The sequence below is a fragment of the Acinetobacter sp. YH12117 genome, assembly GCF_013418865.1.
GTDB lineage: Bacteria > Pseudomonadota > Gammaproteobacteria > Pseudomonadales > Moraxellaceae > Acinetobacter > Acinetobacter indicus.
In genome coordinates this window covers 1-16,600 of the sequence record NZ_VPBF01000008.1, presented here as the reverse complement: position 1 = coordinate 16,600, position 16,600 = coordinate 1, and the positions used below count along the sequence as shown (strand labels likewise).

Below are 16,600 nucleotides of genomic sequence, written 5' to 3'. Positions count from 1 at the left end.
CATCGCCATAAAAAAAGAGCACCTGAGTGCTCTTTTAGATATAAATTGCAGGCGAAGTCTTAGTCGCGAACAAATTCAACCGTACCATTGGCCAGTGACTTGACACGCGCCAGAGATTCAACCCGGTAGCCTTTTTCCAGGAGCAGGTCACGACCTGGCTGGAAGGATTTTTCAATCACAATACCAATACCGACCACTTCCGCTTGGGCCTGATGAATCAGGTCAGCCAGACCTAAAGCCGCCTGACCATTGGCCAGGAAGTCATCAATCACCAGTACTTTGTCGCTTGAGCTGATGTGCTTGTTTGAAATCGCAATGGTGCTTTCGACCTGTTTAGTGAATGAAAACACTTTAGAGCGATACAGGTCATCTTTTAGGGTTAAAGACTGATATTTACGTGCAAAAATCACGGGAACGCCCAGCTCTAAACCTGCCATGACTGCCGGTGCAATACCTGACGCTTCAATGGTAATAATTTTGGTGATGCCGGCATCTTTAAACAAACGCGCAAATTCTTGACCAATTTGCTGCATCATGACCGGATCAATTTGATGGTTTAGGAAAGAATCGACTTTCAGAACTTCTTCAGACAGAACGATACCTTCAGCTAAGATTTTCTGTTCTAGTGCGTGCACGGGAGAATCCTCAACAGCAGGTGCTTTTTAAAGCAAAAGCGTATTTTAAAAAGCACCTGAAAAAATGCAAGCAAAAATCGAGAAAATGATTAACTTGTTGGGCCTTTATAGCCGGTTAACAGCAGGCCATAAGAGTTCTTCTTGTCCAGATGGGTCACTTTCACCGGTAAGTAGTCCAGTTTTGGCGCTAACCAGAAAATGGTTTCACGGCCCGGCTTGTCATGCTTAATCGCCACTTTAATGGTGTCAAAGGTGCCATAATTGGTTTTTACGCTTTCACTGCCTTGGCGTACAAATTTACGTGCTTCGACCTCCTTGGCATCGGCCAGGTAATAGGTCGATTTGAGCGAACCATTTTTTAAGTCTTCACGAATCTGCAATTCGGCATTTAGCTCATCGAGTACACCGGCTTTCCAGGCAAATGAACGCGACTCTTTGTCTTTTTTGGTATTAATTTTTTTCGCAGCCGGATTAAAGTGAATACTCATGGTGTTGTTATGAATCAGGATTTTGCTGCTGCGGCTAAAGCTGGAAGAACCAATTTTGCCATTTTCAAAGGTGAAGCGGCTGGTTTCCGTGGCCGAAGCAATCCCGCCGGCTTTGGCGGCAAAAACATAGTTCCACTGATTGCCGGATTTGCTTAAGGTTCGGGTCGCAGAGCCAAGGTTTTTGCCGTTATAGCTGAACTGATAACTGGCCTGGAATGGACTCATGGCAAAAGTCTGGCTTGAGAACCCTGCAAATAACAGTGCAGTCGAAACTCCCGCTGCCATGCCCATCGTTTTCAATACGTGTTTAGCCATAAGTAAATTGTTTCCTATGCTGTAAATAAGCGCACATTGTGCTTTGTTCTATTATGCGCTTGAATGATGAAGAGAAAATTTGCAAATATGCACTTTATGTAAAGCTTGTGTAGCAATCCTGATAGGTATCTGCAATCTCTTTCCCTGAGCTTTTAGCTCTTTTTCTGTTTGATGGGCGTCACTTCTGTGGCCGTTTGTGCTTCTTCGGCTTCTTCACGATCGCGATCTTCAGCAATTTTTCGAAATAGGGCGGTTAGGTTGACATTGCCCATGACCACCAGTTCGGCTTCACGCAACACCGCATGATTGACATGCACTTTGCCCAGAGTGTCAATGATCGAGCGGTTCTTACCCAGCCAGCGGTTCAGGTCTAAATGTAATAGATCATCTTTAACTTTAATTACATTCAGTTTTTCCAGAATCATGCCGAGTGGATCTTTGTTCAGCACTTTCTGATAGAAGAACAGCGCAAACCGAACACCCAGCTTATGCAGGATACTTGGATATTTGGCTTCAATCACCTGGGTATCACTAATCTGTTCAAATACAATCAGCTGGACATTTTTATTCAGTTCCATCTGCACCAGTTTCAAATCTACCGACAAGGTAATATACAGCCCGTTATAATCCAGGGTCGCGTACAGACGCAGCCACTCGTCATGTAAATCGGCATGTAAGTCTTTCAGCATTTTGACATTGTCGGTGACAAAGCGCTGAAAAGTCGCATTCAGAAAAACCTGAGACATTGGAAATTCGCGTTCATCTTCAATAAATCCTTCCGCCTTCTGATACATCTGACGTAAACGTTTTGAAATGAGAGAAATAAGAGGGGACATACAGGGCATTCCAATGGGTTAATCTTTATTAACTTTGCAGAGATCTTGTCGAATTGTATTAAAAATACGCCAATTGAAGCTTGCAGTTTAGCAAAATAAACTGCACCATTTTCAAGATTTTATTTATCGTGACACGACATGTTGACGAGTGTCTCGCTTTTTTTTTAAAAGTAAAAACCAGTCTTATTTTATCTCGTTTTATACGATTTGGGGAATCCGCGATTTTGTCGGATTAATGTGATGTTAAAGAAATTTCATTTTGCACCTTTGACGCAGCAGTGGTGGAAAGATCCACTATTTGGCACCGTACTGACGCTGGCAGCACTTTCGCATCTGGCTGTGTTAACGGTGCAATTTGTCATGCCACAGCAAAGCGATGCCGCGGTCAAGGAAATTGCAGTCAGCTTAAGACCAAGTGCCACCGAAATTAAGGATGCCGACTTTTTAGCACAGGCCGACCAGCAGGGTTCTGGCACCTTCCGGGAAGCGCACCGCATGTCCAGCGATATGCCCGCACCAATGATTGAACAGAGTGCCGGTGATCAGCAGCTGGAAAGTCTGGAGCGTTTGCAGCAGCAGCGTGAACTGAGCTTTGAAGAAAAAGTGCTAATGACTACCTTAAGCTGGCAAAAGCAGGCGGCGGAAAACCAGCGTAAAAAAGCGCTGGAAGAATTAAACAGCCAGTTTCAGGCCAAAGCGGCGATGGTGGCCAGTCTGGAAGCGCAGTATTTACAGCGTCAGCAAAATTTTAGCCGTCAGCAGAAAATTAAAACCGTAGATGGAGTTCAGGCCAAGCAGGATGTCGCGGCCGGTTATCTGGAAAAATTCCGTCAGAAAGTCGAATTTTATGGTAATCGTTATTATCCGGAAGCGGCCAAGCAGCAACAGCTGGCCGGTGAAGTACGTTTAATGGTGATTTTAAATGCCAACGGCGGGATTCGCGCGATTCGTTTAATTGAAAGCTCGGGACATGCCATGCTGGATGAAGCTGCCAAGGCTTCTGTGCGTAAAGCTGCTCCTTTTGGTGCCTTTGATGCCAAGATGAAAGATATTTCCGAGCTACGCATTATCCGGACCTGGCGTTTTGACCCGGCTGAGGCGGAGTTTGAGGTGCGCTAGCGTTTGTAGTGACGTAATACTTCACAAATTTCAACACTGAAATTTTTATACCAAGTGTTATGTCCGAGTTGTTGTGCGACTTGGTGTTCCGCATCTAAATGCCAAGCGTGTATATCTGAAAGATCATGCCAATAGGATAGGGCGATTTCAGATAAACCTTCTGTTAATGTTTTAAAATGAATGCAGCGGAATTGGCTTAAGGCTTTCTGACATAACTGCTGTGCTGTGGCAAAATACAGAAGGATCAAGTTTTTTAATTTTCGCTTTAAAAATAACAACGTATTTCATGATTGTGGCTTATCTATTTTTATTCATCTCATCATAAAATAAACCCTATAAAAAAAGCGAGCCTAAGCCCGCTTCTTCATTGTTTAACTTTAATCGCGTTCTAGATACGGGTTTTCAAAACCGAGCTTATCCAGAATTTCAATTTCAATGCCTTCCATTTCTTCAGCATCTTCATCTGAAGTTTCATGGTCATAACCCATCAAATGCAAGGTGCCATGCACTAGCATATGGGTGAAATGGGTTAGCGGTGCTTTGCCTTGCTCATTCGCTTCGCGTAGCACCACCGGAATACAGATCACTAAATCCCCAATGGGGAAGGCATCAAGAAATTCGGCCATTTCATCGGGCAGTTCACTTGGGAAAGACAGCACGTTGGTCGGTTTGTCTTTCTGGCGATATTCCAGATTCAGTTTATGGCTTTCTTCATTGTCGACACAGGCGATCCCGATTTCACAGTCACTTTGGGTGCCAATATGTCGCAAGGTGGTTTCTACAACTTTTTTGATATAGCCACGTTTCAAGACCAGTTCAGGGGCTTGAACATCCTGTTGTAGAGAAAGACTCAGTTTCAAAATATATCCTTAGATCAGTTTAGTCCTGCGCATCGGCCTTGGCATCGTTTTCTGCAATCAGCGCTTCCTGACGGGCTTTGCGTTCGGCACGGGCTTCTGCACTCAGACGTTGTTGCTCACTGTCCCAGCCTTCGTAGGCTTCAACAATTTTCTGCACCAGTTGATGACGCACCACATCACGTGAATGGAAACGGGTAATATGAATTTCCTTGACGTGCTCCAGCACGCGCAGGGCATGCGCCAGACCAGACTGCTGACCACGCGGTAAATCGACCTGAGTCACGTCACCGGTAATTACGGCACGTGAGCCAAAGCCCAAACGGGTCAGGAACATTTTCATCTGTTCTGGTGTGGTGTTCTGCGCTTCATCCAGAATCACAAAAGAATGGTTCAGGGTACGACCACGCATATAGGCCAGCGGCGCGACTTCAATCACCTGACGTTCAATCAGCTTGGCGACTTTTTCAAAGCCGAGCATTTCATATAACGCGTCATACAGCGGGCGCAAATACGGGTCAATTTTCTGGGTTAAATCACCCGGCAGGAAACCGAGTTTTTCACCGGCTTCAACCGCAGGGCGAACCAGTAAAATCCGCTGGATTTCATTACGCTCCAGCATATCGACGGCTGCAGCTACCGCCAGGTAGGTTTTACCGGTTCCTGCTGGGCCAATCCCGAACGAAATATCGCTTTGTAAAATACGCTGCACATAACGTTTCTGGTTGGCACCGCGCGGGTTAATCCGGCCTTTGCGGGTCTGTAACCAGACCGCATCTAAACCGGTATGTTCCTGCTCTTCATCAATCTGCAATTCACGGTCAGTCTGGCTGCCCTGAATCATCATGTGTAAGGTGTCGGCACTAATCTGGCTGGAATTTTCCGATTCTTCATATAAACGCTGAAGCAAGAGCTCGGCTCTCTCAACTGCATCTATTTCACCATCAATAAAAAAGGCATCACCTCGATGAGAAATTTGCACATCTAGACGCTGTCCAATCTGTTTCAAGTGGCCGTTATAAGCACCGAGCATGCTTTTGAGACGTTCCATTGAAATGCCAGGAAAATTTACTGTACGTCGAATTGCTGCAGTCAAGAGAATTCCTTATTCAGAAGTAGTCGTATTGTTCCCTTACATTACGCCACGTCTGGTTCAAGATTCAAGAGTTCACCATAAACTAAATTTAAAGTTTTAATCTCGGTAATCTCAATCTCCGCAAAGCGTCCGACCCAAGCCGGATCACCAATAAATGTTACCAAACGTGTATTGTCCGCCGTGCCGACCAGTACATTCGGATCTTTGTTCGACACGCTCTCAATTAACACACGTTGCACGGTGCCGAGCATGGCATCAGTTTTGTCAATACTGGACTGTTTAATCCATTGCTGCACTTTGGCCAGACGTTCTTTTTTGACATCTTCCGGGGTGTTGTCCGGCAGTTCAGACGCCGGCGTGCCCGGACGTTTTGAATAGACAAAGCTGTACGAATGGTCGAAGTCCATATCCTGAATAAACTGATAGGTTTCTTCAAAGTTCTCGTCGGTTTCGCCCGGGAAGCCAATAATAAAGTCGGAAGACAAATGCATGTCCGGACGTACTTTACGTAACTTGGCAATTTTTTCGATGTAAACATCAATGGTGTGGTTACGTTTCATGGCCTGTAATACATCATTGGAGCCACTTTGTACCGGCAAGTGCAAATGCGACACCATTTGTGGCAAGTCGCGGTAGCATTGAATCAGGTCATCATTAAATTCTAGCGGATGCGAAGTGGTATAACGTAAACGGCCAATCCCCGGAATTTCGGCGACCAAACGCAACAGGTCAGCAAAGGTACAGATGTTGCCGTCAAAAGTTTCACCGCGGTAACCATTCACGTTCTGACCGAGCAGTGAAATCTCACGCACACCTTTTTCTGCTAAACCGGCAATTTCCGCCAGTACGTCATCGAGTGGACGTGAAACTTCTTCACCACGGGTATAGGGCACCACGCAGAAAGAACAGTATTTGGAACAGCCTTCCATAATCGACACAAAGGCTTTAAAACCTTCGACGCGCGGTTCTGGCAGGAAGTCGAATTTTTCAATGTCCGGGAAGGAAATATCCACCAGCTTGATTTTTTCTTTTTTCGGTTTTTCAACCTGATCATTATGCTGATCCAGCATTTGTGGCAAACGGTGCAAGGTTTGTGGGCCAAACACCATGTCGACATACGGCGCACGTTTTTGAATATTGTCACCTTCCTGAGAAGCAACACAGCCACCCACGCCAATCACCAGATCCGGATTTTTTTCTTTCAGTTTGCGCCAGCGGCCCAGTTCCGAGAACACTTTTTCCTGTGCCTTTTCGCGGATGGAACAGGTGTTCATCAGCAGGATATCGGCATCGGCCGGATTGCTGGTCAGCACATAGCCGTGAGAATCGCCTAAAAGGTCTGCCATACGATGACTGTCATACTCATTCATCTGACACCCTTGCGTTTCGATGTACAGCTTTTTCACTGAACCGTCGGCTGGGGTGTGCTGTGGCTGGGTAACAGTGTTTTCTGAGGCAGCTTTGGCACCATTTGGAATGAAGGTTTGAACCGTCATGTAGGCTCCTGAAGGATAAAATCGAGATCGTCCGTTCTGAAATGTTTGAACGGCAGAGGTGATAGAAAAACGCGTATTTTAACAGGAACTGGGTATAAACTTATAGCCCTAAATGAGGGAAGCAGAAGATTGATTTATCAATTAAAATTGTTCGAAAATTAATATTGTTTAATCATGAGGTTACATAACACAACAATTGAGGTGTTTGAGAATAATGAAACTGTTTTAGTATATTGCGGTAAGAGAGGAGGGGCGAAGTAATGACTGAAAATAGGCACATGCGCACATGGACTGAAAAGAAAAGAATTTTTTGCAAAAAGCTTGTGTTAGGTTTGGCATCACTGAGCATTTTCCCAACCTTGTACGCAGCCGAAGAGCAGTTTAATGATGCGCTGCGGGCAGCCAATGCCAGTAACCTCTCTTTATTGCAGCAATATCAAAGTGCCATGCAAAATGATGTGCTCGGCTATTATCCGGAATACTGGATTTTAAATACCAATCTGGCCACTCAGTCACCCGCCTCGATTGTGCAGTTTGCCCAGCGTTATCCACAGTCGGCCATGGCAGAAAAACTGGCCGCTGACTATGTCGAAGAAAAAGTCAAACAGGCCGATTTTAGCAATGCTGTATCAGTGCTGCCCTATGTGACCAATGCCGACCGTGCCGAAAGCTGTGCCGTGGCGCAGGTGCGTGCCCAGTCAGGTGATCCGCTGGTTTTTGCCGAATTTAAAGATGTCTGGCTAACCACCAATTCGCAGCCGGAATCCTGTACCGGTCTGGGCCGGATGATGTTATCCAGCCCACTGATGACCCAGGAAGATAAACAGCAGCGTTTGTGGGTGCAGCTGCGTGCCGGCCAATCCGGACAGGCGCTTGCCACTGCACAGGGACTAGGTTTAAACCTGAGTCTGCCGCAGCTGAATAGCATTCAGGCCAATCCGCTTAACTATTTATGGTCTGCACCAAAAGCCAGTGCTGAAGATCAGGCTTATCTGATTTATGCCTTGGGCCGCCTGGCCGATACCGACCTGAACTCGGCTCTATCTGCGGTGAAACGTGCTGCAGAAGGTACCCCGCAGTCGGTGCAGCGCGCCTTGTATCGTGCTGTGGGCTATATTGGCGGCACCACCGTCATGAAGAACAATTTTAACCGTGAAGTACTGAATGCGCTGGATGCCAGCTATGGACTGCCATTTAGCCCGGAAGAAGCGGAAATTTATGCCCGTCAGGCGATTCGTTTTGGTGCCTGGGAAAGTGTAATTCGCGCGATTGATGCCATGAGCGTGTCGCAAAAGCAGGAAGACCGCTGGCAGTACTGGCTGGCGCGTGCCTCTGAGCAGCGTGGCGATGCCACTTCAAAACGCAGTGCTGACGCGATTTATAAACGTTTGGCTCAGGGTGATGATTACCACAATTTGCTGGCCAAAGATCAGCTCGGATACAGCTATTCTTCGATTCCTGTGAGCCGTGAGCCAAGTTCGCAGGATGTGCAGCGTTTAAATCAGGATATTCACTTTAGACGCGCCTTTGCCTTGCGCCAGATTAATGCACCGGCCAGTTATATTAACCGTGAATGGAACTGGGCTGTGCGTCAGGCCTATTTAAAACATGATGATGGTCTGTTATTGGCTGCAGCCAAACGCGCCACCGATATGGGTTGGTATGACCGGGCCATTTATGCGGCAGACCGCACCACCAAGCAGCATAATTATCAGTACCGTTATGCCATGCCGTACAAGAATTATGTGGTCAGCCACAGCCAGAATGCCGGGATTGATCCGGCCTGGGCCTATGGCTTGATGCGTCAGGAAAGCCGTTTTGTGACTACGGCGCGTTCGCATGTCGGGGCGGGTGGTTTAATGCAGATTATGCCGGATACCGCGCGTTTAATTGCCCGTCAAATGGGAGAAACCTATAATCCGGCGGCACTCACCGATATGAATACCAATATTCGTTATGGCACGTTTTATCTGTCGACCATCCAGGGTCAGCTTAGTAATAACTCGGTTTTAGCAACTGCGGGCTATAATGCCGGGCCAAACCGTGCCCGTCGCTGGCAGCCTGAATTTCAAAACATGGCAGCGGATCAATATACCGAATCCATTCCGTTGCTGGAAACACGCGATTACGTTAAACACGTTATGACCAATGCCACGCACTATGGATTATTGCTGGGTCAGGGCGCGCAATCAATCAGTAAACGTATGCAGCAGATTCCAATGCGCAATACGCAGTAAACAAGATGGGGTGTCTCCTGCATGGATGCTGGAGGATGGGACTCAAAACGACACGAGAAGGTGCTAAGTTTGAGAATGAAGAAATTGACAGCCGGGGGGCAGCCAGCGGGAATCCTCATCCTGATTTCGGGTGGGACGGGGGTATTGCTCAGTAGTGCTGCATGTGCTGCCACGGTGCAGGGCTATGTCATGGATGTACAAATGACACCCGCCGTGTGCATGTTTGACAGCAACCGCGCCAAGCAGCGGAAATGCCTGCAAGGCTACTCGCTGAATATTACCGGGCTGTATCCGGAAACCTCCCGTCGTGACTGCGAAACCAGCTCTTCAGCCAAACTGTCTCCCATTCAGGCCAAAGTGGTGGCACGGGTCATGCCCGATGAACATGCCCGGGTGCAATTGTGGCAGGGTATTGGTGGCTGCGTACCGATGAATGCCAGCCAGTATTTTCGTACCATTATTAACTATGCCGACCGGCTGAAAGTCCCGGCGGTGCTGACCGGTCAGGAAACTACCGTGGTGCAGCAGAATGAACTGAACCGGCTGTTTATTCGCCTGAATCCGGGCATGCATTCCAAGAGCATTCATTTTCAGTGCACCTCGCATCAGGCCAAAAGTTATTTAACCGAATTGAAAATCTGCTATAGCCCGAATGGGCGCTATAAACAGTGCAGCAGTAGCGTGGAAACCCAGTGTCCATCGGCCTTTATTATTAAAGGTTCATACTAAAACCCGACGTTTTTCGGCATTTTATTTATATTTCCTATCAGACTTTTGTTGAAATCCATAGCCTTTTACATGCATCTGACAAAGGATTGGAGTACAATCTTTGCCGTTTATGATTATTAAGATTAGATAGAACAGCTATTTAATCGCATTAACTATCCTCTCAACTGGAGATAATTACATGAAGCAACCTGTTCGCGTTGCCGTTACTGGCGCTGCTGGTCAAATTGGTTACAGCCTATTATTCCGTATCGCTAGCGGTGAAATGTTGGGTAAAGACCAACCAGTTATTCTTCAATTATTAGAAATTCCTGTTGAGAAAGCTCAACAAGCGCTGAAAGGCGTAATGATGGAACTTGACGACTGTGCTTTCCCATTATTGGCTGGCATGATCGGTACTGATGATCCTAAAGTTGCATTCAAAGATGCTGACTATGCACTTTTAGTTGGTTCACGTCCACGTGGTCCAGGTATGGAACGTGCTGACCTTCTTAAAGTCAACGGTGAAATCTTCATCGGTCAAGGTCAAGCGCTGAACGAAGTTGCGAGCCGTGACGTTAAAGTTCTTGTTGTAGGTAACCCTGCGAACACGAATGCTTACATCGCAATGAAATCTGCTCCAGATCTTCCAGCGAAGAACTTCACAGCAATGTTACGTCTTGACCACAACCGTGCGTTGACTCAACTTGCTCAAAAAGCTGGTGTTGCAGTTTCTGACATCAAAAACATGACAGTTTGGGGTAACCACTCTCCAACAATGTATGCTGACTACCGTTTTGCGAACGTAAACGGCGAAAGCTTGAAAGACAAAATCAACGATGCTGAATGGAACAAAGACGTATTCCTTCCAACTGTTGGTAAACGTGGTGCTGCAATCATCGAAGCGCGTGGTCTGTCTTCTGCTGCTTCTGCTGCAAACGCTGCAATCGACCATATGCGTGACTGGGCGCTTGGCACAAACGGCGAATGGGTAACCATGGGTATTCCTTCTGATGGTTCTTACGGTATCCCTGAAGGCGTAATGTTCGGTTTCCCTGTAACTTGCGAAAATGGCGAATACAAGATCGTTCAAGGTCTTGAAATCGACGAATTCAGCCGTGAGCGTATCAACTTCACGCTAAACGAGCTTGAAGAAGAACGTGCAGCAATTGCTGACATGGTGAAATAATTTAGTGTTGAACTAAGTTAGAAAAAGCACTCCATTTGGGGTGCTTTTTTTATGCAGCTGTATGGATTGTTGTATTGATCAGCGCCATGACAAACCTCACAAAACATAACAAGAATACATCGGCTTGTAGCCCTAATGCTGTTCCGGATTTGCTAGTTTATGGACTTCGCCTAGAAAAATACGGAGTCATTCCATGGTACTCGAACAACAGCCGACCTTAGAATTATTATTTGAACAACTGGGTTTAGCCGCAGACGAAGCATCTATTGAGCAATTTGTGCGTGCCCATCAATTGCCGGCAGAAGTGACCTTGCCCGATGCTGGATTCTGGAGTGAGGGACAAAGCGCCTTTTTACGCGAACACTGGCATCAGGATGATGAGTGGATTGTGATTATCGACAAATTAAACCAGTTACTACACGTTGAAAGCGACAAGCTGGCGCAATAAGCCGGAGCCAGTTCAATCAGGCTCATCCGCCTTACATGCTTTGGTACAAAAAAATACAACAAGCGCAGTCACAAGGCTGTGCTTTTGTGCAGAATTCTTATAACGTAAAGCTACAATACAGTAAAAAAATGCTGAGGAGGGCGCCATGTTTGATCAGCAACCCACATTAGAACTGTTATTTGAGCAGCTGGGTCTAGAGTCCAGTTCAGAAGCCATTGATCAATTTATTGAAAGCCATCAATTAACTTCCGATATTCCCCTACATAAAGCCGCATTCTGGAGCAAGGCCCAGCACGATTTCATTATCAGTCACTGGAAAAGTGATGATGAATGGGCCATCGTGATTGATGTCTTAAACGAGCAATTACATACCGAACATAAGCTTTCCGGCTCTTGCGAACTTTAATCACAAATTGAAACAACAAACCTGGTCGCAAAGACTAGGTTTTTTTTGCTTTATCTTATAAGTTAGATGGATAAATAACTACAATTTATCTGATATATAAGGAGGGCGAGATGCTCAATCACAACACACCATCCTTAGCTCTATTATTTTCTCAACTTGGTTTAGCCAATAGTCCGGCGGCCATTGAACTTTATGTACGTACCCATCAACTGCCTTCCCATATTTCTTTGCATGATGCGCCGTTCTGGAATAAATCCCAGCGTGCTTTATTAATCAGTCATCTGGTCCAGGATGATGACTGGGCGATCTGGGTCGATGAATTGAATCAACAATTACATATGGATGCCTATAAAGCCCAAACCGCTTAATCCTGCCTGAAGATTCAAGCGTTTCTGTAGTCCATAAAAAATGCCTCAATCAATGAGGCATTTTTGTTGTTAAATATTTTTTTCGTGCTGAGCTTTAGTGTAAACGCGGCTGAATCAGCTGCACAAACCAGCTTTGACCATGACAGTGTTCAAAGGCAGTATGTTCACGTAGTACATCGGCATCAAACTCGGCTGTTTTACGGTATTTGGTCAGCCAATGCTGAGTCAGTGCATTTTCTTTTTTCGCTGCGCTGGCATAGGCCAGGAACAGGTAAATATCGCCATGATTATAATTGGTCAGCGGTTTTAGAATCTGCTGGGTAATTAAGGCAAAGCGGGTTTCCTGACTGATTTCAAAATACAGCATATAGGCCTTGGCCAGGGTTAAGGACAGATTTAAATATAAGGACAGCGGCATTTCCTCAAATTCAACCCGGCCTTGCTCCAGCAGCACAATCGCTTCTTGCAGGAAATAGGTCTGTTCCTGACGGACCTGACTCAGCATCACCAGTTCTAGGCGTAATGAAGCACGTTCCAGCGCCAGTTCCGGGGTGTTGCCCTGTAAATAGAGCTGGTCAGTTTCACCGATACGCTGAATAATCGGTTGGGTGGTATCACGCATCGGCACAATCCTCAGTTCACAATACGGTTTATATGAGGCCACTTGCCAGGATTTAAAGGATCACCACAACTGTGGATCACTACGCAGCCAGGCAGTAATCGAAAGGCGCTGCTGTTTGGAGAGCAGCACTTCATGCAGCAAATCACTTTGGAATAAGGCCATCCGGTTGGGCTGTGGCGCAATGATCTGCCATTCGCCCTGTTTGTCCTGCAAGCGTAATTCACCGCCCCAATCGGCCTGCCACTGTTCATGCAGATAAAAGACGCAGGAAATCATCCGGCCATTTTTACCTTGCGGATTATCGCGGTGCAGGGCATAAAATTCGCCGGCGTTATAACAGGCAAAATGGGCTTCGACTTCCTTAATGCCCAGAAAAAAGGCACGATTTAATTGCTCGGCCAGCGCCATTAAGGTTTGGGTATGCTGCTCGGCAACCGGCAGGCTTGAATCCAGCCATAAGATATGATCACTGCGAATCTGGCTGACCACACCGTTTTGAATGGCTGCGTTACGAAACTCATTCAAATGTGCGGTACATTCTGCTACCAAAGCTTGTACATAATCCTGTGGATAGGCATCATCAATCAGGGCATAACCGGATTGATCCAGATCATTGAATATCTGTGCCAGATTCCAGGATGGTGGTAGAGAATGTGTTTGCATAGGCAAAACTCGAACAAGGATAAAAAAGCGGGGGAACTATTTTAGAGCAAGATAAGCCTCTGAATGAAACTTTTTTTCATGCTAAAATACCGGTTGATTTCAGGAATTAAAGAAACATGAATTACCGTCACCATTTCCATGCAGGCAACTTTGCCGATGTCATGAAGCATGTGCTTTTGCTTCAGTTACTGACACGTTTAAATGCCAAAGATAAACCTTATCGCTATATTGATACACATGGCGGTGCAGGCAAATACGACTTATCTTTAGCACCTGCACAGAAGTCGGGTGAGTTCTTAAATGGTATTCACCGTCTGGTCAAACTGGATGACTCGATTATCCGCAATGCACCGGAAGGCGTGAAGCAGTATCTGAATCTGGTCGAGCAGATGCGCGAGACGGATGGCAAGGGTGCTTATCCGGGTTCACCATGGTTTGCCTTACAAGGCATGCGTGAGATGGATAAAGCCACGGTGTTTGAAATGCAGCGTGATGTTTTTCAGCAATTGCGCAGCAATATCCGTGACCGTCGTGCTGGCTTGCATGAACGTGATGCTTACGAAGGTCTGCTTGGGGTGATTCCACCGAAAGAAAAACGCGGTCTGGTCATGATTGACCCGCCTTATGAGCTGGAACGTAAAGACTTCCCGCAGCTGGTAGAACTGCTGGTCGCGGCCTATAAAAAATGGCCAACAGGCGTGTTTGCGGTGTGGTATCCAATTAAAGACCGCGCCATGATTGAACGTTTTGAAAAGAAAATGTACAAATCGGGCATTCGCCGTCAGCTGGTTTGCGAAATCTGTGTCTGGCCAGATGATACCCCGGTTGGCTTGAATGGCTGTGGTTTACTGGTGATCAATCCACCTTGGAAATTCTCTGAAGATGCAGATGAAGCCTTACAATGGTTATTCCCGCATTTACGCATGCAGGACAATGGTGGACATGCAGCAGTACGCTGGCTGGTTGGCGAATAAGCCAAGCAGTCACAACAGAGATTAGGTTAGAGTTAGGAATAAAATAATGATAAACACACCGAAGCCCGAGGGTGATTCCGTGACGCGTGAACATGATTACGATGGAATCACATTTGAAGTGGTGGAAGAGGAACGTACCCGCGAGGGGCAAAAGGTCAAACGCCGTGGCATCTACCTGTGGCCTAATCTCATTACCACCGCGGCTTTACTGTCGGGCTTTTATTCAATTATTGCCAGCATGAATGGCGAATATAGCCAGGCCATTTATGCCATTTTCCTGGCGGCCTTATTTGATGGTTTAGATGGTCGTGTTGCGCGTGCCATTGGTGCGCAAAGTCCGTTTGGTGAGCAGTTTGACTCCTTGTCCGATATGCTGGCCTTTGGTGTGGCCCCGGCAATTTTAATGTATAGCTGGAGCCTGAATGATCTGGGCCGGATTGGCTTGGCCTGCTGTTTTGTTTATACCGCCTGTGCGGCTTTCCGTCTGGCGCGTTTTAATGTGCAGATTGGCGTGGTTGATAAACGCTATTTTATTGGCGTGGCCAGTCCATTGGCGGCTTTAATGCTGGTGTCGCTGGTCTGGGTCGGCCGCGATTTTCCTGAAATTTATAATATTCAGGACTTTGGTATTCAGATCATCAACGCCGTGATTATTGTGGCGGTTGGCTTGCTGATGATTTCCAATATTAAATATTATTCCTTTAAGACATTGGACCGTAAGCGGGTGCCGTTTATTGTGCTGCCAATTGCCGTTTTTGTACTGGCGGCCATGACCTATAATATTCCGGTCGGTATTCTGGTGATTTCTATCATCTATGCATTATCAGGTTTTGTGACCACTTATATGGCGAGAAAAACCGCCGAATCATAACAAGATGACACCCAGGAGCTTGCTATGCAGATGTTTCAAGATTTTCTCGATCGATCCAAACAACTGAATCAAGCTCCACATCAACTCAAGCTTGAGCAGCTGCCTTTTCACGCCCCGAACCAGAAATATAAAATCATTCATCAAGGGCTGATGATTCCCAATTTGCCCGCGCCCTTACATTATCTTAATTTCCTGAGCCTGATTGGGCAGCCAAATGCCCCGATGCTGCGTAATGACAGCGCGATTCAAACCCATCCGCTGGATACTGCTACGGTACTGGTCAGTTCCAGTCCACATATGGTGGGGCAGCTCAGCAGTTATTCAGTGGAAAAAGAATGTTATTTCAAGCCGGCACTGTTTCAGTTTGGTGGTCGGGAGCAGCTGGAAGGACATTTTCCGGAGTTTCGGGTCCAACGTCTGGATTCTGAACTCAGTTTTGATCTGAAGATTCGTACTACCCCGGTGATTTCCTATTTTGCCAAGCTACGCATGGGGCTGGCCGATCACTGGTCTTTGCTGTGTGAATGCAGTGGACAGCTTCAATATAAACAGCAACATTATCAGATCCAGCAACTCGGCAGTTTTGAATATGCGCGAGCCATTAATTTTCCTTATCTACCTTTAGCCTTTTTTACCTATCAGGTGATTAATCTGCAGCAGCAACGGCAGTTATTACTGGCCCAAGTGCGGGACCGCTTTAACCGGATTTTGCAGTCGCGGATGTATTTGCGTGACCTGAGCGGTGGCCAAAGCCAGCTGTTTGATGAAGGCGTATATTTTAAAGTGCACCGGGTTTATCCGGCGGTGATGACTCCAAACCGGCAAAGCATGTATCTGCCGCGTGAATTTGAATGGTGTTACAGCGGTGCAGATGGCACGCGTATCCATATTCAGGCACAAAGCCGCGGGGATTTTAAATTTGGCTTGGCTGCAGGTTATGTCGGCAGTTTTCATTATCAGGTCAAAATAAATGATGTCGAAGAACAGGGCGAAGGCGGCTATTGTGAATATATTGATTGTCGCGCCTTAAAATGGCAGGAAAAAAATCAGGCAGAAAAATTAGGTGATCATTTGGCCAATCCGGTCCCATTTTTAGTGAAAAAAGAAAAATAAGTGTATTTTTGTTGAATAAATAAACAGTTGTGTCGTATTTCCCAAAATAATTAAAAATAGGGGTTGCGTCAGGTTTTATTTGCTCTATAATGCACATCCATCGGCGGTGATGTTGATAAAAACTTGTTGATAAACAAGGATTTAGCTAAAATGGTTGAGTTC

At 46.3% G+C, this 16,600-nt stretch carries 18 protein-coding genes and 1 pseudogene; 10 read left to right on the top strand and 9 right to left on the bottom strand.

Going from position 1 to position 16,600, the window contains the following annotated elements; translation table 11 throughout:
* Positions 1-59: 59 nt before the first annotated feature.
* The 3 genes from FTU55_RS04605 to FTU55_RS04595 all read right to left on the bottom strand — a co-directional run bounded on the left by FTU55_RS04605 (position 60) and on the right by FTU55_RS04595 (position 2,274).
* Entirely contained in the window at positions 60-635 is a 576-nt protein-coding gene (locus FTU55_RS04605) for a xanthine phosphoribosyltransferase (protein ID WP_005182137.1), read from the bottom strand.
* 89 nt (positions 636-724) lie between these two features.
* Positions 725-1,438, bottom strand: coding sequence for a DUF3108 domain-containing protein (locus FTU55_RS04600; protein ID WP_045796415.1), 714 nt, complete (start codon positions 1,436-1,438; stop codon positions 725-727).
* Positions 1,439-1,590: 152 nt separating this feature from the next.
* The gene (locus FTU55_RS04595; RefSeq protein ID WP_127799001.1) at positions 1,591-2,274 is read right to left on the bottom strand and encodes a hypothetical protein; all 684 of its coding nucleotides are present in this window, start codon (positions 2,272-2,274) and stop codon (positions 1,591-1,593) included.
* A gap of 240 nt (positions 2,275-2,514) precedes the next feature.
* Here FTU55_RS04595 and FTU55_RS04590 point away from each other — a divergent pair, with 240 nt between their 5' ends.
* Positions 2,515-3,393, top strand: a complete 879-nt coding sequence (locus tag FTU55_RS04590) for an energy transducer TonB (protein ID WP_180046304.1) — start codon at positions 2,515-2,517, stop codon at positions 3,391-3,393.
* Here the strand turns inward: FTU55_RS04590 and FTU55_RS04585 are convergent.
* The 4 genes and pseudogenes from FTU55_RS04585 to miaB form a co-directional block, all read right to left on the bottom strand.
* Positions 3,390-3,681 (bottom strand): annotated as a pseudogene (locus FTU55_RS04585) (antibiotic biosynthesis monooxygenase). The gene FTU55_RS04590 and the pseudogene FTU55_RS04585 overlap by 4 nt on opposite strands.
* Before the next feature lie 89 nt (positions 3,682-3,770).
* Entirely contained in the window at positions 3,771-4,253 is a 483-nt protein-coding gene (gene ybeY, locus FTU55_RS04580; protein WP_005182166.1) for an rRNA maturation RNase YbeY, read from the bottom strand.
* 19 nt (positions 4,254-4,272) lie between these two features.
* On the bottom strand, positions 4,273-5,346 hold the full coding sequence (locus FTU55_RS04575; RefSeq protein WP_016659561.1) for a PhoH family protein: 1,074 nt from the start codon (positions 5,344-5,346) through the stop codon (positions 4,273-4,275).
* 41 nt (positions 5,347-5,387) lie between these two features.
* Positions 5,388-6,842: a tRNA (N6-isopentenyl adenosine(37)-C2)-methylthiotransferase MiaB gene (gene miaB, locus FTU55_RS04570; protein ID WP_005182171.1), complete on the bottom strand. Its 1,455-nt coding sequence runs from the start codon at positions 6,840-6,842 to the stop codon at positions 5,388-5,390.
* Between the two features lie 260 nt (positions 6,843-7,102).
* Here miaB and FTU55_RS04565 point away from each other — a divergent pair, with 260 nt between their 5' ends.
* From FTU55_RS04565 to FTU55_RS04540, 6 genes are all read left to right on the top strand, one after another.
* Entirely contained in the window at positions 7,103-9,079 is a 1,977-nt protein-coding gene (locus FTU55_RS04565) for a transglycosylase SLT domain-containing protein (protein ID WP_373686116.1), read from the top strand.
* Positions 9,080-9,154: 75 nt separating this feature from the next.
* Positions 9,155-9,808 (top strand): ribonuclease I, encoded by a 654-nt coding sequence (locus tag FTU55_RS04560; protein WP_168408491.1) that lies wholly within the window; start codon positions 9,155-9,157, stop codon positions 9,806-9,808.
* Positions 9,809-9,986: 178 nt separating this feature from the next.
* Positions 9,987-10,973, top strand: coding sequence for a malate dehydrogenase (locus FTU55_RS04555; protein ID WP_005182191.1), 987 nt, complete (start codon positions 9,987-9,989; stop codon positions 10,971-10,973).
* Between the two features lie 193 nt (positions 10,974-11,166).
* Complete coding sequence (locus FTU55_RS04550; RefSeq protein WP_005182193.1) at positions 11,167-11,421, top strand: DUF2789 family protein; 255 nt, start codon at positions 11,167-11,169, stop codon at positions 11,419-11,421.
* A gap of 145 nt (positions 11,422-11,566) precedes the next feature.
* On the top strand, positions 11,567-11,827 hold the full coding sequence (locus FTU55_RS04545) for a DUF2789 family protein (protein WP_005182196.1): 261 nt from the start codon (positions 11,567-11,569) through the stop codon (positions 11,825-11,827).
* Between the two features lie 110 nt (positions 11,828-11,937).
* The gene (locus FTU55_RS04540; RefSeq protein WP_005182199.1) at positions 11,938-12,195 is read left to right on the top strand and encodes a DUF2789 family protein; all 258 of its coding nucleotides are present in this window, start codon (positions 11,938-11,940) and stop codon (positions 12,193-12,195) included.
* A gap of 94 nt (positions 12,196-12,289) precedes the next feature.
* Here the strand turns inward: FTU55_RS04540 and FTU55_RS04535 are convergent, their stop codons facing one another.
* Positions 12,290-12,817, bottom strand: a complete 528-nt coding sequence (locus tag FTU55_RS04535; protein WP_005182203.1) for a hypothetical protein — start codon at positions 12,815-12,817, stop codon at positions 12,290-12,292.
* Positions 12,818-12,877: 60 nt separating this feature from the next.
* On the bottom strand, positions 12,878-13,480 hold the full coding sequence (locus FTU55_RS04530) for a 2OG-Fe(II) oxygenase (protein ID WP_005182206.1): 603 nt from the start codon (positions 13,478-13,480) through the stop codon (positions 12,878-12,880).
* A 116-nt stretch (positions 13,481-13,596) separates the two neighbouring features.
* On the opposite strand from FTU55_RS04530, the gene FTU55_RS04525 reads away from it, so the two are divergent.
* The 3 genes from FTU55_RS04525 to FTU55_RS04515 are packed head-to-tail and all read left to right on the top strand — an operon-like array spanning position 13,597 to position 16,438.
* Complete coding sequence (locus FTU55_RS04525) at positions 13,597-14,454, top strand: 23S rRNA (adenine(2030)-N(6))-methyltransferase RlmJ (RefSeq protein ID WP_005182209.1); 858 nt, start codon at positions 13,597-13,599, stop codon at positions 14,452-14,454.
* 46 nt (positions 14,455-14,500) lie between these two features.
* Positions 14,501-15,325, top strand: coding sequence for a CDP-diacylglycerol--serine O-phosphatidyltransferase (gene pssA, locus FTU55_RS04520; RefSeq protein WP_075168287.1), 825 nt, complete (start codon positions 14,501-14,503; stop codon positions 15,323-15,325).
* 24 nt (positions 15,326-15,349) lie between these two features.
* A complete protein-coding gene (locus FTU55_RS04515) occupies positions 15,350-16,438 on the top strand; it encodes a DUF6670 family protein (protein WP_005182214.1) in 1,089 nt (362 codons plus the stop codon).
* Positions 16,439-16,600 lie beyond the last annotated feature (162 nt).

Coding starts and splice junctions, on each gene's coding strand:
- FTU55_RS04535 (WP_005182203.1), bottom strand. CDS start 12,817: ATGCGTGATACCACCCAACCGATTATTCAGCGTATCGGTGAAACTGAC.
- FTU55_RS04590 (WP_180046304.1), top strand. CDS start 2,515: ATGTTAAAGAAATTTCATTTTGCACCTTTGACGCAGCAGTGGTGGAAA.
- FTU55_RS04565 (WP_373686116.1), top strand. CDS start 7,103: ATGACTGAAAATAGGCACATGCGCACATGGACTGAAAAGAAAAGAATT.
- FTU55_RS04560 (WP_168408491.1), top strand. CDS start 9,155: ATGAAGAAATTGACAGCCGGGGGGCAGCCAGCGGGAATCCTCATCCTG.
- FTU55_RS04515 (WP_005182214.1), top strand. CDS start 15,350: ATGCAGATGTTTCAAGATTTTCTCGATCGATCCAAACAACTGAATCAA.
- FTU55_RS04530 (WP_005182206.1), bottom strand. CDS start 13,480: ATGCAAACACATTCTCTACCACCATCCTGGAATCTGGCACAGATATTC.
- FTU55_RS04545 (WP_005182196.1), top strand. CDS start 11,567: ATGTTTGATCAGCAACCCACATTAGAACTGTTATTTGAGCAGCTGGGT.
- pssA (WP_075168287.1), top strand. CDS start 14,501: ATGATAAACACACCGAAGCCCGAGGGTGATTCCGTGACGCGTGAACAT.
- FTU55_RS04600 (WP_045796415.1), bottom strand. CDS start 1,438: ATGGCTAAACACGTATTGAAAACGATGGGCATGGCAGCGGGAGTTTCG.
- FTU55_RS04525 (WP_005182209.1), top strand. CDS start 13,597: ATGAATTACCGTCACCATTTCCATGCAGGCAACTTTGCCGATGTCATG.
- FTU55_RS04595 (WP_127799001.1), bottom strand. CDS start 2,274: ATGTCCCCTCTTATTTCTCTCATTTCAAAACGTTTACGTCAGATGTAT.
- FTU55_RS04555 (WP_005182191.1), top strand. CDS start 9,987: ATGAAGCAACCTGTTCGCGTTGCCGTTACTGGCGCTGCTGGTCAAATT.
- FTU55_RS04550 (WP_005182193.1), top strand. CDS start 11,167: ATGGTACTCGAACAACAGCCGACCTTAGAATTATTATTTGAACAACTG.
- FTU55_RS04540 (WP_005182199.1), top strand. CDS start 11,938: ATGCTCAATCACAACACACCATCCTTAGCTCTATTATTTTCTCAACTT.
- miaB (WP_005182171.1), bottom strand. CDS start 6,842: ATGACGGTTCAAACCTTCATTCCAAATGGTGCCAAAGCTGCCTCAGAA.